The sequence below is a fragment of the Saccharospirillum alexandrii genome (assembly GCF_004000275.1).
In the GTDB taxonomy this organism is placed as follows: Bacteria; Pseudomonadota; Gammaproteobacteria; order Pseudomonadales; family Natronospirillaceae; genus Saccharospirillum; species Saccharospirillum alexandrii.
Map to the genome: position 1 here is coordinate 551,242 of NZ_RCIP01000001.1, position 17,271 is coordinate 568,512.

Sequence of the window (17,271 nt, forward strand, 5' to 3'; positions counted from 1 at the left end):
ATCACCACGCCATTCAGTGGTTGCGTTCGCTGACCCACCCCGTTAAGTTGCCTGCACTACCCTGGGGAAGTCAACAAGATGCCACTCACAGATGCCACACTTTTGGTTGTTGATGACGAACAAGCCATCCGGGACTCGATTGTCGCCTACCTGGAAGACAGCGGTTATAACGTGCTGGAAGCCGAAAATGGCCAGCAAGCGCTGGCCTTGTACGAGAAGAAGTCGCCGGATCTGATCATTTGTGACCTGCGTATGCCGGTTATGGATGGTTTGTCATTGTTACGCCGCATTATGGAGCTGACCGACGAAGTGCCGGTCATTGTTGTATCGGGTGCCGGTGTCATGACCGACGTGGTCGAGGCCCTGCGCCTCGGTGCGAGCGATTACCTGATGAAGCCCATCGTCGATCTGGGTGTGCTTGAGCATTCGGTTGAACGCGCGCTGGAGCGTTCCTTTTTGGTCAAGGAGAACTACCGCTACCGTGTTGAGCTGGAATCCCGCAATCAGGAATTGCAGGACCACGTGGATCGGCTCAAGCTCGATCTGCAAGCGGGCAGAGCCGTGCAGCAGCGGTTGCTGCCTGAATTTGCCCTGACTCACGATCACTATCGCATCAGCCACCAGATGGTGCCCTCCAACTACTTAAGCGGTGACCTGGTCGACTATTTTCAGGTCATACCCGGTAAGCTGGTGTTCTACATGGCCGACGTGTCGGGGCATGGCGCCAGTTCCGCCCTGATCACCTTGTTGATCAAGAATCAGATAGACCGGCTGCGTGATGAAATGGAGAACGATGCGTCCGACGTGGTACTGATTCCGGCCCAGGTTCTGCGACAGATCAATCTGGAGTTGATTCGCACCCAGACCGGCAAGCACGCCACCATGTTCTATGGGGTGATTGATACGGAAGATAACACCCTCGACTACGCTTCGGCGGCGCATTTTCCGGCGCCGGTACTCTGTACCCGAGAGGTCTGCCGGGCCATCGAACCTGAAAGTCTCGCAGTGGGCCTGTTCGACGATGCGATGTTTGAAAACAGGCGTCAGAAACTGGACGGATTCGAGCGACTTTCCGTCGTGTCCGATGGCTTTCTCGAGTTGCTGGCTGACGTATCTTTGCAAGAAAAGGAGGCGCATTTGCTTGAGTTAGGCGCTGACCCAACCCATACTATGCAGCACGTTTTGACGCAGATGACGAGCGAGGGGAAAACCCGGTCTGCCTCAGACGACATTACAGTCCTTACGGTTGAAAGGGTTAAGTAGGTCGGATAATAGATGAGTACCGGTCGCGTTTTAATGGCGAACAAGTCGGGCTCTTATGTCATTAAGTTGACAGGAGACGTGCGCATGACGTTGTGCACGACACTCGATACCTGCCTGAAAAATATGGTTGAAGATCCCGCCTTCACGTCTGTGATTGTTGATCTTAGCGATGCCGAAGGCATCGACAGCACCAGTCTCGGACTTCTGGCAAAAATTTCCCGTCTGGCAACGCCAGTGATGGGCCATGTGCCAACGCTGATTTCCAGCAAAGCCGATATCACCCGGATCGTCGATACCATGGGGTTCCGGGACAGAGTGTTCGTGATTGTCCCCAATGCCGATGTCGAAGCTCAGGATGCCCTGAGCGAGCAAAGCCAGGAACCGCTCGATGAGTGGTCGGCCCACGAACGGGTGCTGGAAGCGCATAAAATTCTGATGTCACTGAACGACCAGAACCGGCAAACCTTCCGGGAATTGGTTGAGTGTATGGAAAACCAGCCGCACTGATTACCGGTAATGGCCGGTCAGCGGTGTACAAAAGGTCTTGAACGCGCGACGCTCACCCGTTGCGCGTCTTTGTTTAGGGAGAACCATTTTTGTGACACACGCCAATGAAGGGTCGCCACAGACGATTGCCGTCCTCGGCGGTGGCAGTTTTGGTACTGCCATTGCCAACATTGCTGCCACCAATGGTCACCGCGTCAGATTATGGATGCGCAGTGAGAAACAGGCGGAGGACATCCGCACCCAGGGTGAAAACAGCCGTTACTTGCCGGGGTATGCGCTCAGTGCCAACCTGACCCCAGTGCTGGATCTGAACGAAGCCGTATCGGATGCCGACTGTGTCTTTGTTGCGGTTCCCAGCAAGGCCTTTCGCTCGGTGGTTGAGCAGGCTGTGCCGCTGTTGCAGCCTCACACAGCCCTGGTCAGTTTGACCAAGGGCATTGAACCCGGCAGCTTCCGCCTGATGAGTCAGATCCTGCATGATCTGGCACCGGCGCACGATATCGGGTGCATCAGTGGGCCTAACCTGGCCAAAGAAATTGCCGATCACCAGATCTCCGCCACGGTGATTGCGTCCTATAGTCAACCGCTGCGCGCCCGGGTTCAAACCATGCTGAGCAGCCAGTATTTTCGGGTGTATGGCAACCCCGATATCTACGGTGTCGAGCTGGCCGGTGCGCTGAAAAACATCTATGCGATTATAACCGGCCTGGCGTCTGCGCTGGGGATGGCAGAAAACACGCGAGCCGCCATTATTACCCGCTCGCTGGCCGAGATGTCGCGGTTTGCGGTGCGCCTGGGTGCCAACCCGATGACCTTTCTGGGTCTGGCCGGTGTCGGTGATCTTATTGTTACCTGCAGTTCCAAACTCAGTCGCAATTATCGGGTCGGCTACTATATTGGCGAGGGTGACTCGCTGAAACAGGCGATCAAACGAGTGGGCGAGACTGCTGAGGGCATTAACACCCTGCGCATGGTGCATGAAAAAGCCGGTGAAATGGGGATCTACATGCCGCTGGCCAGCGGGCTTTATGCCATTATTTATGAAGACAAACCGATAGCCGCGGTCGCCGGCCAACTGATGGCGGGTGATCTGGCACAGGACGTTGAATTCATGGGGGCGGGTATCTGATGGCATCGTTAAATCGGGAAGAAAAGGAACATCAGGTTATTCGGGCGCTGTGCATGATTCTGTTCTGGATCGTCCTGCGCATCAGTATGCTGGTTACCGGTGTGCTGGCCATTGTGCAGTGGGTGCTGGCCTGGTTTGACGACGATCCCAACCCGCAACTGGCGACGTTTTGCCGCCGTCTGGCGCTCTACCAGAAGCAGTTGCTCGATTACCTCACCTTCATCAGCAATGACAAGCCCTTTCCATTTCGGGACTGGCCGGATGACCCGCAAAGCGAGTTCGACGAGGCTGCATGATTCTGTATTTACTGCGCCACGGAGAAGCCGAGCCCTATGGCCGGGCGTCCGATGATGCATCACGAGCGCTGGTGTCGGCCGGAACCAAAGCCGTTAACCGGGTTGCTGCGGAACTGGCACCCGTCGATGCGGTTTACTGCAGCCCTTATCTTCGAGCTCGCCAAACGGCGGAACTGGTGTTGTCGGCGACCGGTCAGCAGGCTTATCACCTGTATGACGGGCTGACGCCCGACAGCTCGGTGGCGGCACTTATGGCCTGGCTGGAGACAATAAAACCACAGCGGCTATTGCTGGTCGCGCACAACCCACTGCTCAGTTCACTGGCGAGCCAACTGACCGGTTTGCCGGGCGGCGTGGCGCTAAGCACCGCCAATCTTGCCTGCCTGGATGTATCCGACTTCCTGCCCGGCGGCGCTGAACTGCTCTGGGTAAAGTAGGGGTTCAAACGAGCGTTTGAATTTGCCGGATGACTCGGGTAGATTGGTCGATGTTCTGTTGATCCTTGGTTGTTATGAAACCCCAACTCCATTTTGCACACGCCAATGGCTTTCCCTCAGCAAGTTACCGTCGCATGCTCGATGGCCTGGCGCCACATGTGGAACTGAAGACGCTGCCACTGATCGGTCACGACCCGGAGTATCCAGTGACCAACAACTGGCCACACCTGAAGCGGCAACTGATCGACAGCATCGAGCGGCAGTGCGACCGGCCGGTAGTTGGCCTCGGCCATTCTCTGGGGGGCGGCCTGACCATCATGGCGGCGTTAGAGCGCCCCGATTTGTTCTCCAGCATCATTATGCTCGATGTGCCGCTGTTCAGCCGGTTCGAAAGCTGGGTGGTGCGTAGCGTCAAGGCGCTGGGTCTGATTGACAACCTGACGCCGGCCGGCCGGTCAAAACACCGGCGGCGCACCTGGCCCAGCGCTGATGACGCCCTGGCTTACTTTCAGTCTCGAGGTCTTTTCAGGCATTTTCATCCCGATTGCATCCGGGACTATATGGCCTGTGCGACCCGCATCGGTGCCGATGGAAGCGTAGAATTATCGTATGAAGTACCTGTCGAGCTGGCCATTTTCCGCACTGTTCCACACACCCTCTGGGTGCAGCCCGGTCAGTTGCAGGTGCCTGGTGGCGTTATTCTCGGACGGGATACCGATACCGTGCGCAAACATCAGTATCTGCGCATGAAGCACAAGCTGAATCTGGTTGGGTCGCGTTTGCCGGGCAGTCATATGTTCCCGCTGGAACACCCGGATGAAACCGCCGTCGAGGTGCTGTCTCTCATTCATCGACTGCATTCCCACCAGGCTGCTTGATATGAAATCCATTTCCCTGCTGGGCGGGCAGGTACAGGTTGTCGTGATGGGGCAGGGGCAACCTGTGCTGGCGTTGCACGGCTTCCTGGATAACGCTTTCAGTTTCAAACCGCTGTCGGCCGCCATGCCGGATGTCGAAATCTGGGCGCTGGACCTGCCCGGCCATGGCAACTCGTCAGCTCTGGCTATGGCCGAGGGGTGGTCCATTACCCAGTGGTTGCCGGTACTGGGGCATGTCATGGATGAACTGAACTGGGACACCTATACGTTGCTCGGGCATTCGCTGGGGGCCATTCTGGCGCAGATGCTGGCAGTAGTGGATTCCCGGATCGAGCGATTGATCTGCCTGGATGCGCTCGGCCCGCTGAGCGAGTCCGATGAAGGCAATCTGGACCGGATGCAGCGCAGCTATCAGCAACGACGGGATAGCCCGGGAGGACGCCGCTACTATTCGACAACCGATGCCTTGTGGCAGGTTCGGGTGGGTGGCCGGTTTCCCCTGTCACCGGCCAGTGCACGGGTTCTGTCAAGCCGGGGCGTGGGGTTGAATGACCGCGGCTGGTTCCATCGGTATGATCGGCGGCTGCGTCAGGACAGTGCCTGGCGCATGACGGAAAATCAGGTACAGGGGCTGTTGCGTCGTATAGAATGCCCACTGGATCTGGCCCTGTTCGATGACAGCCCGCTTGGTGCGGCGGGGTCAGTGCTCGACGACCGGCTGGCTTGCGTACCGAACCTCAGCGTCGCTCGGTTTCCCGGAGGGCATCATGCGCACATGGAAACCCCACAGCCGCTGGCCAGATGGGTGCGTTCGCGTCTTTAGCTCACCTGTTTACCATCGCGCCCCCAGGCGCCCAGAAACCTGAATCTCCGGGAGTGAGTGAAACGTGAAGTTAGCCGGCCTTTCCAGTGCAATACCCGGAACCTCGCCTTTGCATGAAGAACGGCTCGACAGCGTCTACCAGCGTATCCGGCAAAGCGGTGCACGGCGGGTGCTGGATCTGGGGTGCGGTTCCGGTTCATTGTTGGTCCGGTTGATCAACGATCCGCAGTTTTCACACATTGTTGGTCTGGAATCCTCCGGTGTGGGGTTGGCAGTGGCGCGAAATATGTTCGCCGACAGCCTGGCTAGCGGTCGGCTCAGGCTGGTCGCCGGTTCCTACGCAGAACCGCATCCGGCGCTGACCGGTTTTGACATGGCGGCCATGGTGGAAACCATTGAGCACGTGAAACCGAACGATCTGTCCCGGGTGGAGCAGACCGTGTTTGGGCAGATGCGACCGCATCGCCTGATCATGACCACGCCAAACCGGGAGTACAACCCCTTGTTGGGCCTGGCGCCCGGCGAGTTTCGGGAGCCTGATCACAAGTTCGAGTGGGACCGGCAGAAGTTCATGCAGTGGTCCCGCGGGGTGGCGGCCCGCAACGGCTATGCGGTGCAGTTCGCGGGTATCGGTGAGACCGACCCGGAGCTCGGAGCGCCGACTCAAACGGCCACCTTCTCACTGCCTGCCTGACCGGCCATGCCGGCATCCGGTCAACCAATGCTGAAGACCGGTTAAAGTTATCGGCCGGCTCAGGGTATACTGTGCGTTACTTGTCACCGTTCGGAACCTCAATTTCAATGGCTTTTATCGACAGCGCGGTCAACTTATCCAGTACCGACGATCAAACCGACTGCATCGAACACTTCACCCGCCTGGGCGACTGGGTGCGGTTTGCCGCCAGCGCCATGGACGCCCACCAGGTCTTTTTCGGACACGGATTCGACTCTGGCTGGGATGAGTCGGTGTTCCTGTGCATGCGGGCGCTGGATCTCGACTGGGATGCACCGCCAGAGGTGTTGTCGGCTACCCTGCTTCCACGAGAGCGCCGACTGCTCTGGACACTGATTGGCAGGCGCTGTCTCGAGCGGATTCCAACGGCTTATCTGCTCGAAGAAGCCTGGTTTTGTGGCGAGCCGTTTAGGGTCACGCCAGATGTGCTGATTCCCCGGTCGCCCATTGCCGAGCTGATAGAGGCCCGCTTTTCGCCCTGGTTGTCGCATTCACCAACCTGCATTCTGGATCTGTGCACCGGCAGTGGGTGCATTGGTATTGCGATGGCGCGTGCTTTCCCGGATGCCCGTGTTGACCTGAGTGATCTCAGTGATGCCGCCGTTTCCATTGCGGTCGATAACGTGGATCAAAAAGACCTGGGGTATCAGGTGCGGGTTCTTCAGGGCGATCTGTTTGCCACACTGGAAGGCGAACAATACGATTTGATAGTCGCCAATCCGCCGTACGTCGATGAAGACGATTTGGCGACCATGCCGGCTGAGTTTCATCACGAGCCGCGTCTCGGCCTGGCGGCCGGTCATGATGGCCTTGAGTTGGTGCATCGGATTCTGCGCGAAGCGCCTCAATACCTCACTGACGAAGGCTGGCTGGTCTGTGAGGTTGGCAACAGCTTTGGCGCCCTGACGACCGCTTACCCGGATATGGACCTGCACTGGCCCGATTTTGAGCGGGGCGGGCACGGCGTTTTTCTGGTCTCAGCGGCTGAACTCAGGATGCATTTTGCCTGATCACTGCCGGCAACTAAAACACCCGGGGGCAAGCCCGCATGACGCTGACCGCGTGTCCTGTTGTCAGCAACCGCAGCCCCACTTTTTTATGGCCCGGTAACCGGCCTGTTTTTATGGAGTGATACACGCTCATGTCTGGAAACACCTTTGGCACCCTCTTTACCGTCACAACTTTTGGTGAAAGCCATGGCCCGGCTCTGGGCGCCATTGTCGATGGCTGCCCACCCGGGCTGGAGCTGAATGAAGCCGCACTGCAACGCGATCTGGATCGGCGCAAGCCCGGCACCAGTCGCTACACCACTCAGCGACGGGAAGACGATGCGGTGCGCATTCTAAGCGGTGTGTTTGAGGGCCGTACCACGGGAACGCCCATCGGCCTGATGATTGAAAACACCAATCAGCGCAGCAACGATTACAGCGACATCATGAACACCTACCGGCCGGCCCATGCCGACTATGGCTACGACCAGAAATACGGCTTTCGGGATTATCGAGGCGGTGGTCGCAGCTCAGCGCGGGAGACGGCCATGCGCGTTGCCGCCGGGGCCATTGCTAAGCAGTATCTGGCATTACGAGGTATACAGATTCAGGGCTATCTGAGCCAGCTTGGCCCGATTCGGGCGGAGCGGATTGACTGGGACGCGGTTGAAACCAACCCCTTCTTCTGTCCGGACCCGGACAAAGTGCCGGAAATGGAAGCCTACATGCAGGCCCTGCGCAAAGAGGGTGATTCCATTGGTGCTCGCATCAGCGTGCGTGCTACCGGTTTGATGCCAGGCTTGGGTGAACCCATTTTTGACCGACTCGATGCCGATCTTGCCCACGCCCTAATGAGCATCAATGCGGTAAAAGGCGTCGAGATCGGAGATGGATTTGAGGTGGTCAACCAGAAAGGCAGTCATCATCGCGATGAGTTGTCGCCACAAGGGTTTCTGAGCAATCATGCAGGCGGCATTGTTGGCGGTATCTCGACCGGGCAGGCGATTGAGGCGCACATTGCGCTGAAACCGACATCCAGCATTACCGTACCCGGCAAAAGCATAACCCGCAGTGGCGAGCCAATTGAAATGATCACCAAGGGGCGGCATGATCCCTGTGTGGGCATACGCGCCGTGCCCATCGCCGAGGCCATGATGGCCATTGTGCTGATGGACCATCTGTTGCGCCACCGGGCGCAGAACGCAGAGGTGGTGCCGCCGTTGCCGCCCATAGCGGGGCAGGTTGCGGATAACTGACCGACACTGAGGTGCTATCCCAGTGACGACGAAGCGGGAGTTGGGAATGACAATAACCAAAAAATTGATGGTGGCAGTGCTGGCATTGGGTATCGCGGGCACGGCCATGGCCGATGTCGCCAGAAGCCATTTCACCCGGGGCATCACGGACCGGGAACCGGTCGATCATCTGACGACAGCCAGCAACATTACCCCGCTGTTCTTCTTCACCGAACTGGTGGACATGGCCGGAACCGAAGTGACACACCGCTGGCGGTTCGAGGGGCAAATAATGGCGGACGTTACCTTTCAGGTAGAGGGGCCACGCTGGCGGGTTTATTCCAGCAAAGAGCTGGTGCCCGAATGGAATGGCCTCTGGACGGTTGAGGTGCTCGGCCCCCAGGGCAACCCCCTGACCCGCAGCAGCATCAGCGTTCTGATTGATCGATAACACAGACCCGCGTGCTGAGGGTGATGGCATCCACCCAGGGGACTTCCCGCACAATAGCGCCAAACGTCGCCTGCCAACCGTCGGTGGGCTGATCGGGTAGTACCGTCAGTTCCAGCGTCGTTTTTTGCTGGTGATAGTGAATGTTCAGCTGTTCATAACCGCGTATGCCGCGCTCGAACAACAGGTTCTCGATCGCCGGGCGTAACGGGGCCAGTGGCGCAGGCGTTACGTCGGGCAAGTCCTGCTCGTGGTCAATGTGCAGGGTAACGTCTGTGACATGGCTGAACTGCTCCTTGATAGACCGCAAGGCCCACTCGTTTATTTGATGCCCCTCCGATACACTCAAATACCCGCCCACCTGAATATGGGCGTCAATAAAGACGCTCGGCCCCATCATGCGGGTGCGCAGCATATGAACGTCTTTCACCCCGGGCACCGAGGCCAGCACCTGCTTGAAGGCCTGTTGCTGTTCCGGGTCGACGCCCCGGTCGACCAGCTCCTGCAGGGCATTCCAGGTAAGACTGATGCCCATATGCCCAATCAAACCGGCAACGACAACAGCGGCAATGATTTCCACCGTTGGGTAACCCAGCAGTGTGGCAACAACGCCCACCAGTACCACCAGTGAGGAAAGACTGTCGGAGCGGGCATGCCAGGCATTGGCCTCAAGCAGGGGCGAGCGTGCCCGGCGCGATTGAAACAGAGCGTAATGAAACAGTCCTTCTTTGAGTGCCAGGGCAATCAGAATGGTCACCAGAGCGGCGAGGCTTGGTTCCGGACGGCTATCTTCAAAAAACAAATGAATGCTTTCGTAGGCGATGCCAGCGGCCACCGCCAACAATAAGCCGCCGAGCATAACGGTACCCAGCGTTTCGAACCGGGCGTGCCCATAGGGGTGCTCGGCATCGGCATCGTGATGGGACACCTTGGCCAGAATAATCAGTGGTACATCGGCGGCCAGGTCGCTGAGGCTGTGCATGGCATCGGCAATCAGGGCCGGTGACTTGACGCTGACACCGACCACGATCTTGATCACGAAGGCGATGGCATCGACGGCAACGCAAATCCAGTTGGTGCGGTCGATCACTTTCTTGCGTGCTTCGCGGCTCAGTACAGGTTGGTCGTTGCTCGTGGTCATGCGCGTCCCCGGTAGGCTGCATCGGTAGGCGGGATCATGTCGCCATCTTCATCCAGTTCCGGGTAGGGTAGCCCTCTCTGGTCACAATAGCGCGCCATTTTGGGTTGTGCCCAACGAAACAGGGTGCGGTGATAGTCTTCATCTTCAACCACCGGGCGCTGGTAGTGCCCTGCTGCCTGCCGTTGATGCAGCGCCTCCTGGAGAATGATGGCGGCCGCGACTGACACATTGTAGCTCTCCACCATGCCCATCATCGGTATGGTCAGGTGCACGTCAGCGGCGGCGCTGGCGGTCTCGCTCAGCCCGTATTTTTCGGCACCCATGACCAGGGCGAAAGGCTGGGTGTAATCGGCGTCGCGGTAGCTGATGGCTCGCTCAGACCATTGGGCGGCGTAGAGTGTTAAGCCCTGGTCGCGGGCTGCCTGCAGCGCCGCTTCAATGCTGGGGTGGCCAATGGAGGTGACAAAGCGGGAACTGCCGCCGGCGGTATGATGATATACCAGTCGGCCCCGGGCTGGTTGCACCATGTGCACGGTGGTGATGCCGACAGCATCGGCCGTGCGCAACATGGCGGAGATGTTTTGCGCCTTGTGCACCTGGTCGGTCACCAGCGCCATATCGGGCTGGCGCTGTTGCAGGACGGTCTTGAATTTGTCGAAACGGGAACGGCTCATGGTGTCGTGTTGGGGCTGGCTAAATTCGGCGCGCAGTATAACTCAGTCTCGCGGGGAATTTGAGCGCTGCAGCCGGTTAGGGTTGCAGCGCTCAGGGGCTCTGGTTTATCGGGTGAAGGGATTTGTGGTGGGCAATTCAATCGCGTTTTTGAACTGACTCAGTGTCAGGCTGTCGCGACCGAATGAAAGGTCCTTGTCTGACATGACCGACTCTCCGAACGAATACATCACTTTCAAGCCATGTTCCCGGGTGTCGGCATCGTACTGTTGCTGTGCCTCGCTCACCGCTTCGTTGCGGTGTTGCCATTCTGTAACGGCCCGTGCGCCATGGCGTTCGGTCATCAGCGACAGGGTGCTGGCTGGCGACAGGATCAGCGCGCTGGCATTGTTGCCGCCAAAGCCTTTTGAGTTGATCAGGGTGCCCAGCATGTCGGCGCCCTGGTGTCCGGCGTAATGGTGGTTCATCAGAATATTCAGATGCGATTGGTTCACGTCGTCAGCAATGTGATCAATGGTGCGAATGCCGGGTATCCAGCCTTCCGCCCAGACACCCAGTGCCGCAGTGAGCTGATCACCAGCCGCCGGGCCCAGTGAATGGCCAACGTAGGATTTGATGGCCGAGACGGCCCAGTGTTCGATGCCGAAGGTTTTGGCGACTTCGTTAAAGATATGGGATTCGGTGACGCGGTTTTGGGGCGTGCCGGTGCCGTGTGCCATCACAAAGGTGCGCTGTAGCCCGGCATCGCCGAGAATGGCTCGGGCCAGGGAGGTGGCCTTAGCCAAAGTGATGTAGTTGCCGACGCCGGGCCCGGAAATGGACTTCTTGTTGGCATCGGCGTTGACGAAGACATCGGCGACGCTGCCATAGACGGTGGCACCGGTTTCCAGTGCCAGTTCGTCGTCCATCAGCACCACGAACTGGCTGGACTCGGCCATGGTAAAGCCGGCATTGGACGAGAATGGCCGGCAGGCGCGGCGGTTGTCAGTGGCATCGCTGTTATCGAGCTGCCTGAGCTGTTCGTCTTCGGCCAGCGCGCCCATGATGCGAAAGCCTTCCATGATCTCGGGGACGACCGGTGCCTCTGAATTGCCCACGATGGCAACGCGGCACTTGCCCGCTTCAATATCAGAGATACCCTGGCGCAGGTTGTATAAAAAGGTGGCACAGGCACCTGCGTTGGAACCGGTATTGCCAACACTGTTGAGTATGTAGCTGTTGATGAAGTCGGCCGTCATTTCCGGCATCGACAGTGGCATCATTTTGGAGGTGATGCGATTGCCGGTTAACGGCGACTGATACAGGCCTTTCAGACCGGCCTGGTCCATTTGCGAAATGGAAGAACCGGCATACACCGAGACCTGATCCGGTCGAATGCGATCGAGCACAGACTGCCAGGGCATGCCCAGCGACCGTATTGCATCGGATGCGCCATAAACTGCCATTTGCAGCCCGCGCGGGTGGTGTGCTGCGTTGTAGTAGTCAGCCGGGTTAAAGCCTTCAGGCAGTATGCCTGCCGACGAGACTTTGGACTGATAGGTCTCCGGCAGCAACACCGCCATCGACTGATCGACCTGAGCCTCAACCGGGTCGGCACTGGCATCCGTAACCTGCCAGCCAGCCGGCAGGGGTTTCGGCAGTTGGGATCGTTTGAGCTGAAAGTGCAGACCACCGGGGTGCTTCAAGGTGGCTTTGCGGTGCGTGGGCACAGCATCCGGGTCGAAGTGACTGGCGGGGTTGATGCGGCGGATCAGAGTGCCGTCGAGCAATGCCTGATGATCGGTACTGGCCGGGTCGAGCTTCATCAGACGCGACAGGTCTTGCCAGGTGGCCGCCATCTTCTGGTCATCGAGTGCTTCGTGCACCATGCGGCGATAAGCGTGATGAAGGGACACCCGACCTGCAGGGTTGATGCCTCCAAATCCGGTGATGACGGGAAGTTTTCTCATGGTTAAGCGCCTGTGATTCGTTCACTTAAAAGTCAGTGCGCATGACTATAGTGCCTGTTTCAACGCTAAGGTATTACAATTAGGCCGAATGATGTAACTTATAAGCCATAATTCGCGTATTGAGAGCCGTTTGTCATGAAAATAGCCTTTGCCGTTTGCGAACAGGCCTTAATGACGGGGCTGGCACTGCCGATGGAGATGTTTTACGCCGCCAGTCGCCACCGGGTTCGTCACCGGCGTCAGGATAACCTGACTCTGCAAGTGGTGGGCGAGGCGACGACAACGGTACTGACCGGTGGCCTGCGCATCGTGCCGGATACCGACTTTGAACAGGCCGACCAGGCTGACCTTGTGTTTGTGCCCCCCTTGTGGGGAACCCCGTGGCCGGTGCTGCAGGACAGTCAGCCGCTGCAGCGCTGGCTGGCTAAACAATATCAGGCCGGGGCGCGACTGGCTGCGACCGGAACCGGCGTCGGGCATTTGGCCGAAGCCGGGTTGCTGGCTGGGCGTGTGGCGACAACGCACTGGTATTACCTGGAACGCTTTGCTCGCCGTTATCCTGCTATCCGCTTCGAGGGGCATCATTTCGTAACCCATGAAGACGGGATCTATTGTGCTGGCTCGATCAATGCCCAGACTGACCTAGTATTGTTTCTGATTGAACAGACTTTCGGGGAGGAAGCGCTGGCCCTGGTGGAACGCCAGTTCATGCATGAGCTGAAACGCACCTTTTCAACGCCGTATTTTGAACCGGGCGGGGCCATTCATCACGATGAGGGGGTCAGCCTAGTGCAGGCTTGGGTTCGACAGCATCTGGCGGAGGAGATTACCGTAGATGCTTTGGCGGGCCTGCTTGATCAATCCGCGCGAAATTTCAGTCGCCGGTTCACCCAGGCGACCGGCGAGAGCCCGATGGAGTATGTGCAACGTCTGCGTCTGGAGCACGCCCGTGAATTGCTGCGCGACAGCAACCTAACGGTGGCCGAAGTCGCCGAGCTCAGTGGTTACCGCAACCCGGCTTATTTCGGCAAGATTTTCCGGCAAAAACTGTCACTGACACCGGGCGCCTATCGCAAGGTAGTGCGCAGCAAGGTGTTTGCCGCCGGTTAGCTAGAGGTTTCGCTTTTCGCGCGTGCTTTGGCCGCTTTCTTGAGTGGGCGTAACCAGGCAACGGCATACATGAAGGTGGCGAGCGTGGTACCCGTGAGCAGCAAGCCACCGAGCAGACCCCGGGGTGAGAAGATCAGCACAATGCCGTAGATGAGGTAACCCAACAGCAAAAAGCTCATCCAGCTGACACCGCCCGGGGTAGGGCGCAGGGCGACCAAAACAACCAGCAGCAAGGGCAGGCTGACAAAGAAACCGACCACCAGGCAGGAGGCAATCCATTCACCCACCGGCATGCTGCCAAAGGCGGGTCCATACAGGAAGGCCCCGGCATAGATGCTCAGTAACATTAGCCAGTAGCTGGTGCGCAGACGACGATTCAGGTTAACCGTCTGGCCTTTTTCATTCGTCATCAGTACCTACCTTCAGTGCAAGTTGAGCCAGTCGTTTGCCCTGGTGTCTGGCCAGTTGGCGAACCTCATCGGTTAATGGCCGGTGTGAGGGCCCGGCTACGTGGGAGCTGCCATAGGGTGTCCCCCCCTGAAAGCCGTCGTGCAGGGACTTTTCGGTGAATGGCAGCCCGGTGATGATCATGCCATGGTGCAGCAGGGGGATCATCATCGACAACAGGGTAGACTCCTGACCGCCATGCGGGGTCGTGGTGCTTGTAAATACGCCGGCGGGTTTGCCCACCAGTTTGCCCGATACCCAGAGTGAGGAGCTTTGTTCGAGAAAGTATTTCAGAGACGCGGCCATATTGCCAAAGCGACCGGGTGAGCCGAGTGCCAGACCGTGACAGTTGGCGAGATCGTCGAGTGTGCAGAACAAGGGGCCATCGTCAGGAATGTCGCTGCCCGTTACTTCATGATCGGCGCGCACCGCCGGCACGGTCCGCAGTCGCGACTCGATGCCAGCCACTTCATCGACGCCGGAGGCGATGGCTTCAGCCAGTTGCGCCAGGCTGCCGTGGCGGCTGTAATACAGAATCAGCAAATAGGGCACTTACAGAATCTCCCGAATGGCTTCGGGTGGGCGGCCAATACGAGCCCCTTTGCCGGTTACCAGAATGGGTCGCTCCAGCAATTTTGGGAACCGGGCCATGGCATCCAGTATCTGTTCATCGCTGCTGTTGCTGTCGAGGCCGGCCGCCTTTGCATCGGCTTCCTTGCGACGCAGTACATCGGCGGCAGAGAGACCCAGTTGTTTCAGCAGGGTTTTCAGTTCCGCGACCGACAGGGGGTCGGTGAGATACAGTCTGACCTGGTAATCGATGCCCGCGTCGTCAAGCAACGCTTTGGCTTCACGGGATTTGGAACAACGCGGATTGTGATACAAGACGGGGGTGGTCATGGCGGATATCCTGTCAGTCAACTTGAAAGGCGACTCTGGCCCGGGGCCCTCGGGTACGTGAATGAGGAAACAGGGCGAAAGATCTGCGGGGATTGTAAAGAGTAACGCAGCAGAGTGACACCACCGGGCTCAAGGAGACCCAATGACTGAACTGGATAAGATGCGCAGCGGTGCCGTATTTAACCCGCTTGACCCTGAGCTTCGGCAGTTACGCTTTCAGGCCAGGGAGCGTTGCGCCCGGTTTGCGCATGCGCCCACCCCTGGCAACCTGAAGCGACTGACGGCCCTGTTTGAGGCCTGCGGTCAACACACCTTTATCGAACCGGGCATACAGGTCGATTACGGCACTCAGATACGGCTGGCGGACCGGGTGTATCTGAATTTCGGGTGCGTGTTGCTCGACAGCGCCTGGATCGACATCGGCGAAGGCAGCCTGATTGGGCCCAGCGTTCACTTTTATACGGTGTCGCATCCGCTCGATGCTGATGAACGCGCTCGCGGCGATGAATTTGCCCGCCCCATTACCCTGGGGCGAAACGTATGGGTGGGTGGTCGGACGGTCATTTTACCGGGCGTTACCCTTGGTGATGGCGCGGTAGTGGCGGCCGGCTCGGTGGTTCGGGAATCGGTTCCAGCGAGGACCCTGGTGGCGGGCAACCCGGCCCGTTGGGTGAAAGACTTACCAGCTTAACCCTCCGGCCCAAGCCCGTACAAGCGCTCTATTTCATTTTGATGCCACATGGCGGCTTCCGCACCCCGGTCATTACCCTGATAGACGCCAAGGGCCGTGAGTTGTTGGAAAAACCCGGGGCGTGGAATCGGATCTTTGCCGTTCTGTATGACCAGGGCGGCCCGTTGCGGCCGCTCAAGGTGGGCGTCGTCTTCCTGTATTGCTTCAAGCAAGGCTGCCAGCGCCTGAATTTGCCCTGGCGGGGTGAGGCCAATGGCTTCGGCCACGACCTTGTAAGTGGCTGTCATGCGGCGTAAGCGCAAGCCTTCCAGTACATGCAGCAGGGCGTTGGTATCGGTCATCGGGCGCCAATCGCGGCCGGCTTCAAGGTGTATTGACGCAACATGGCGGAGAACTCCGAGAGCGCCTCTACACCGGCTGCATCGGCTTCTTCGCACCAGGCTTTGAATGCTGCCATTAATTCCTCTTTCGAGCGGGTGCGCAATGACCAGATGTGATTGAGCTCTTCTTTCAGGCTGTGCAGCGTGCGCAGTTCCGGGTGTTTTTCAAAGAAAGTGTTCATCCAGTCGTGCCGTGCGTCATCCCAGTGTTCCTGGTTTTGCGACAGCCACTGCACCAGACCACGGTAATGCGCCCCGGCCGATGCCTTGATGCGGCGGTCACTTCGAATAGTGCGACGCAGCACCTGCCGCTTGAACTGGGCCATGATGCGAAAGCGGTCGTTGGCCGCAGCCAGAGCGGTATCGGCGTCGATCAGGGATTTGCTGGCCACCTTGTGTACCACCGGACCACGGCGAATGTCCCACGCCAGGCCCAGCAACTGAAAGGTTCGGATGTATAGCCAGCCAATGTCGAATTCATACCAGCGCGAAGAGAGCCGGGCGGAGTTGGGGTAGGTGTGGTGATTGTTGTGCAACTCTTCACCGCCGATGAAGGCGGCGATGGGCACCAGATTGCGCGCGGCATCGGGGCTTTCAAAGTTCCGGTAGCCCCAGTAGTGCGCCAAGCCATTGATGACACCGGCAGCCCAGATTGGAATCCACAGCATTTGCACGGCCCAGATGGTCAAGCCGATGGGGCCGAACAGGGCGATATTGATGCCAGCCATCAGGGCGATGCCCAGGTAATTGCCGACAGGGTGACTGTATACCTTGCGCTCCAGCCAGTCGTCCGGTGTGCCATTGCCATAGCGCGACAGTGTCGCGGGGTCGGCGGCTTGCTTGTAAAGCTCAGAGCCTTCCAGCAGCACTTTTTTAATGCCCAGCACTTGCGGACTGTGAGGATCCTGTTCGGTTTCACAGGTCGCGTGATGGCGCCGGTGGATAGCAGTCCACTCCTTTGTTTTGATTGAGGTGGTTAGCCATAGCCAGAACCGAAAAGCGTGTTTCACGATTGGGTGCAATTGCAGCGCTCTGTGCGCTGAATGCCGGTGCAGAAAGACGGTAACAGCGATGATGGTGAAGTGGGTTAGAATCAGGGTATAAACCAGTGGATGCCACCACTGCCATTGCAGCAGGCCGGTTGCCAGGGACATTCGTGTTTCCTCTTGAGTTTCAGCTTTCAGTATAGTTCGGGCCGAGTCCACCTCCAACCCGGTTTTCCCGCAATGCCCTGACTAGTGAC

General features: G+C 58.4%; 21 protein-coding genes. 13 read left to right on the forward strand and 8 right to left on the reverse strand.

The genetic code is table 11. The annotated features are described in order from the left end of the window. Positions 1-78: 78 nt before the first annotated feature. The 11 genes from EP166_RS02605 (at position 79) to EP166_RS02655 (ending at position 8,741) form a co-directional block, all read left to right on the forward strand. Positions 79-1,263: a response regulator gene (locus EP166_RS02605; protein WP_127555245.1), complete on the forward strand. Its 1,185-nt coding sequence runs from the start codon at positions 79-81 to the stop codon at positions 1,261-1,263. 84 nt (positions 1,264-1,347) lie between these two features. Further along, entirely contained in the window at positions 1,348-1,770 is a 423-nt protein-coding gene (locus EP166_RS02610; RefSeq protein ID WP_246026202.1) for an STAS domain-containing protein, read from the forward strand. 91 nt (positions 1,771-1,861) lie between these two features. Beyond that, on the forward strand, positions 1,862-2,899 hold the full coding sequence (locus EP166_RS02615; RefSeq protein ID WP_127555247.1) for an NAD(P)H-dependent glycerol-3-phosphate dehydrogenase: 1,038 nt from the start codon (positions 1,862-1,864) through the stop codon (positions 2,897-2,899). Then, the gene (locus tag EP166_RS02620; RefSeq protein WP_127555248.1) at positions 2,899-3,195 is read left to right on the forward strand and encodes a DUF4389 domain-containing protein; all 297 of its coding nucleotides are present in this window, start codon (positions 2,899-2,901) and stop codon (positions 3,193-3,195) included. Before EP166_RS02615 ends, EP166_RS02620 begins: the two co-directional genes overlap by 1 nt. Continuing rightward, on the forward strand, positions 3,192-3,632 hold the full coding sequence (gene sixA, locus EP166_RS02625) for a phosphohistidine phosphatase SixA (protein WP_127555249.1): 441 nt from the start codon (positions 3,192-3,194) through the stop codon (positions 3,630-3,632). Before EP166_RS02620 ends, sixA begins: the two co-directional genes overlap by 4 nt. A 74-nt stretch (positions 3,633-3,706) precedes the next feature. Beyond that, positions 3,707-4,510, forward strand: coding sequence for an alpha/beta fold hydrolase (locus tag EP166_RS02630; protein ID WP_127555250.1), 804 nt, complete (start codon positions 3,707-3,709; stop codon positions 4,508-4,510). Position 4,511: 1 nt separating this feature from the next. Next, positions 4,512-5,333 (forward strand): alpha/beta fold hydrolase, encoded by an 822-nt coding sequence (locus EP166_RS02635; protein ID WP_164743781.1) that lies wholly within the window; start codon positions 4,512-4,514, stop codon positions 5,331-5,333. A gap of 64 nt (positions 5,334-5,397) precedes the next feature. Beyond that, positions 5,398-6,027: a methyltransferase domain-containing protein gene (locus EP166_RS02640; RefSeq protein ID WP_246026203.1), complete on the forward strand. Its 630-nt coding sequence runs from the start codon at positions 5,398-5,400 to the stop codon at positions 6,025-6,027. 107 nt (positions 6,028-6,134) lie between these two features. Beyond that, complete coding sequence (gene prmB, locus EP166_RS02645; protein ID WP_127555252.1) at positions 6,135-7,076, forward strand: 50S ribosomal protein L3 N(5)-glutamine methyltransferase; 942 nt, start codon at positions 6,135-6,137, stop codon at positions 7,074-7,076. A gap of 131 nt (positions 7,077-7,207) precedes the next feature. Beyond that, positions 7,208-8,311, forward strand: a complete 1,104-nt coding sequence (gene aroC / locus EP166_RS02650; RefSeq protein WP_127555253.1) for a chorismate synthase — start codon at positions 7,208-7,210, stop codon at positions 8,309-8,311. A gap of 46 nt (positions 8,312-8,357) precedes the next feature. Continuing rightward, on the forward strand, positions 8,358-8,741 hold the full coding sequence (locus EP166_RS02655; protein ID WP_127555254.1) for a DUF2914 domain-containing protein: 384 nt from the start codon (positions 8,358-8,360) through the stop codon (positions 8,739-8,741). Here EP166_RS02655 and EP166_RS02660 read toward each other — a convergent pair. The 3 genes from EP166_RS02660 to EP166_RS02670 form a co-directional block, all read right to left on the reverse strand. Further along, positions 8,719-9,879, reverse strand: a complete 1,161-nt coding sequence (locus EP166_RS02660; protein ID WP_127555255.1) for a cation diffusion facilitator family transporter — start codon at positions 9,877-9,879, stop codon at positions 8,719-8,721. The genes EP166_RS02655 and EP166_RS02660 overlap by 23 nt on opposite strands. Then, a complete protein-coding gene (trmH, locus tag EP166_RS02665; RefSeq protein WP_127555256.1) occupies positions 9,876-10,553 on the reverse strand; it encodes a tRNA (guanosine(18)-2'-O)-methyltransferase TrmH in 678 nt (225 codons plus the stop codon). The genes EP166_RS02660 and trmH overlap by 4 nt, the downstream gene beginning before the upstream one ends. Positions 10,554-10,658: 105 nt before the next feature. Beyond that, entirely contained in the window at positions 10,659-12,500 is a 1,842-nt protein-coding gene (locus tag EP166_RS02670; protein ID WP_127555257.1) for a beta-ketoacyl synthase, read from the reverse strand. 135 nt (positions 12,501-12,635) lie between these two features. Between EP166_RS02670 and EP166_RS02675 the strand changes: the two genes are divergently transcribed. After that, positions 12,636-13,610, forward strand: coding sequence for a GlxA family transcriptional regulator (locus EP166_RS02675; protein ID WP_127555258.1), 975 nt, complete (start codon positions 12,636-12,638; stop codon positions 13,608-13,610). Here the strand turns inward: EP166_RS02675 and EP166_RS02680 are convergent. Genes EP166_RS02680 through arsC form a run of 3 tightly spaced genes read right to left on the reverse strand, consistent with a single transcriptional unit; the run spans position 13,607 to position 14,957 of the window. After that, positions 13,607-14,020, reverse strand: coding sequence for a DUF2069 domain-containing protein (locus EP166_RS02680; protein ID WP_127555259.1), 414 nt, complete (start codon positions 14,018-14,020; stop codon positions 13,607-13,609). The two genes, EP166_RS02675 and EP166_RS02680, sit on opposite strands and share 4 nt — an antisense overlap. Next, positions 14,010-14,609: an NAD(P)H:quinone oxidoreductase gene (gene wrbA, locus EP166_RS21230; RefSeq protein ID WP_181952698.1), complete on the reverse strand. Its 600-nt coding sequence runs from the start codon at positions 14,607-14,609 to the stop codon at positions 14,010-14,012. The genes EP166_RS02680 and wrbA overlap by 11 nt, the downstream gene beginning before the upstream one ends. After that, positions 14,610-14,957: an arsenate reductase (glutaredoxin) gene (gene arsC, locus EP166_RS21235; protein ID WP_181952699.1), complete on the reverse strand. Its 348-nt coding sequence runs from the start codon at positions 14,955-14,957 to the stop codon at positions 14,610-14,612. A gap of 142 nt (positions 14,958-15,099) precedes the next feature. Here arsC and EP166_RS02690 point away from each other — a divergent pair, with 142 nt between their 5' ends. Next, positions 15,100-15,648, forward strand: a complete 549-nt coding sequence (locus EP166_RS02690) for a sugar O-acetyltransferase (protein WP_127555260.1) — start codon at positions 15,100-15,102, stop codon at positions 15,646-15,648. On the opposite strand, the gene EP166_RS02695 is transcribed toward EP166_RS02690, so the two are convergent. Then, entirely contained in the window at positions 15,645-15,989 is a 345-nt protein-coding gene (locus EP166_RS02695) for a hypothetical protein (RefSeq protein ID WP_127555261.1), read from the reverse strand. The genes EP166_RS02690 and EP166_RS02695 overlap by 4 nt on opposite strands. Continuing rightward, positions 15,986-17,182, reverse strand: a complete 1,197-nt coding sequence (locus EP166_RS02700; protein ID WP_127555262.1) for a DesA family fatty acid desaturase — start codon at positions 17,180-17,182, stop codon at positions 15,986-15,988. The genes EP166_RS02695 and EP166_RS02700 overlap by 4 nt, the downstream gene beginning before the upstream one ends. Positions 17,183-17,271 lie beyond the last annotated feature (89 nt).

Bases quoted from the DNA above. Each gene is read 5' to 3' on its own strand.
- EP166_RS02605 (WP_127555245.1), top strand. From the start codon at position 79: ATGCCACTCACAGATGCCACACTTTTGGTTGTTGATGACGAACAAGCC.
- EP166_RS02610 (WP_246026202.1), top strand. From the start codon at position 1,348: ATGACGTTGTGCACGACACTCGATACCTGCCTGAAAAATATGGTTGAA.
- EP166_RS02620 (WP_127555248.1), top strand. From the start codon at position 2,899: ATGGCATCGTTAAATCGGGAAGAAAAGGAACATCAGGTTATTCGGGCG.
- sixA (WP_127555249.1), top strand. From the start codon at position 3,192: ATGATTCTGTATTTACTGCGCCACGGAGAAGCCGAGCCCTATGGCCGG.
- EP166_RS02630 (WP_127555250.1), top strand. From the start codon at position 3,707: ATGAAACCCCAACTCCATTTTGCACACGCCAATGGCTTTCCCTCAGCA.
- EP166_RS02635 (WP_164743781.1), top strand. From the start codon at position 4,512: ATGAAATCCATTTCCCTGCTGGGCGGGCAGGTACAGGTTGTCGTGATG.
- prmB (WP_127555252.1), top strand. From the start codon at position 6,135: ATGGCTTTTATCGACAGCGCGGTCAACTTATCCAGTACCGACGATCAA.
- aroC (WP_127555253.1), top strand. From the start codon at position 7,208: ATGTCTGGAAACACCTTTGGCACCCTCTTTACCGTCACAACTTTTGGT.
- EP166_RS02655 (WP_127555254.1), top strand. From the start codon at position 8,358: ATGACAATAACCAAAAAATTGATGGTGGCAGTGCTGGCATTGGGTATC.
- EP166_RS02660 (WP_127555255.1), bottom strand. From the start codon at position 9,879: ATGACCACGAGCAACGACCAACCTGTACTGAGCCGCGAAGCACGCAAG.
- trmH (WP_127555256.1), bottom strand. From the start codon at position 10,553: ATGAGCCGTTCCCGTTTCGACAAATTCAAGACCGTCCTGCAACAGCGC.
- EP166_RS02670 (WP_127555257.1), bottom strand. From the start codon at position 12,500: ATGAGAAAACTTCCCGTCATCACCGGATTTGGAGGCATCAACCCTGCA.
- EP166_RS02675 (WP_127555258.1), top strand. From the start codon at position 12,636: ATGAAAATAGCCTTTGCCGTTTGCGAACAGGCCTTAATGACGGGGCTG.
- EP166_RS02680 (WP_127555259.1), bottom strand. From the start codon at position 14,020: ATGACGAATGAAAAAGGCCAGACGGTTAACCTGAATCGTCGTCTGCGC.
- arsC (WP_181952699.1), bottom strand. From the start codon at position 14,957: ATGACCACCCCCGTCTTGTATCACAATCCGCGTTGTTCCAAATCCCGT.
- EP166_RS02690 (WP_127555260.1), top strand. From the start codon at position 15,100: ATGACTGAACTGGATAAGATGCGCAGCGGTGCCGTATTTAACCCGCTT.
- EP166_RS02695 (WP_127555261.1), bottom strand. From the start codon at position 15,989: ATGACCGATACCAACGCCCTGCTGCATGTACTGGAAGGCTTGCGCTTA.
- EP166_RS02700 (WP_127555262.1), bottom strand. From the start codon at position 17,182: ATGTCCCTGGCAACCGGCCTGCTGCAATGGCAGTGGTGGCATCCACTG.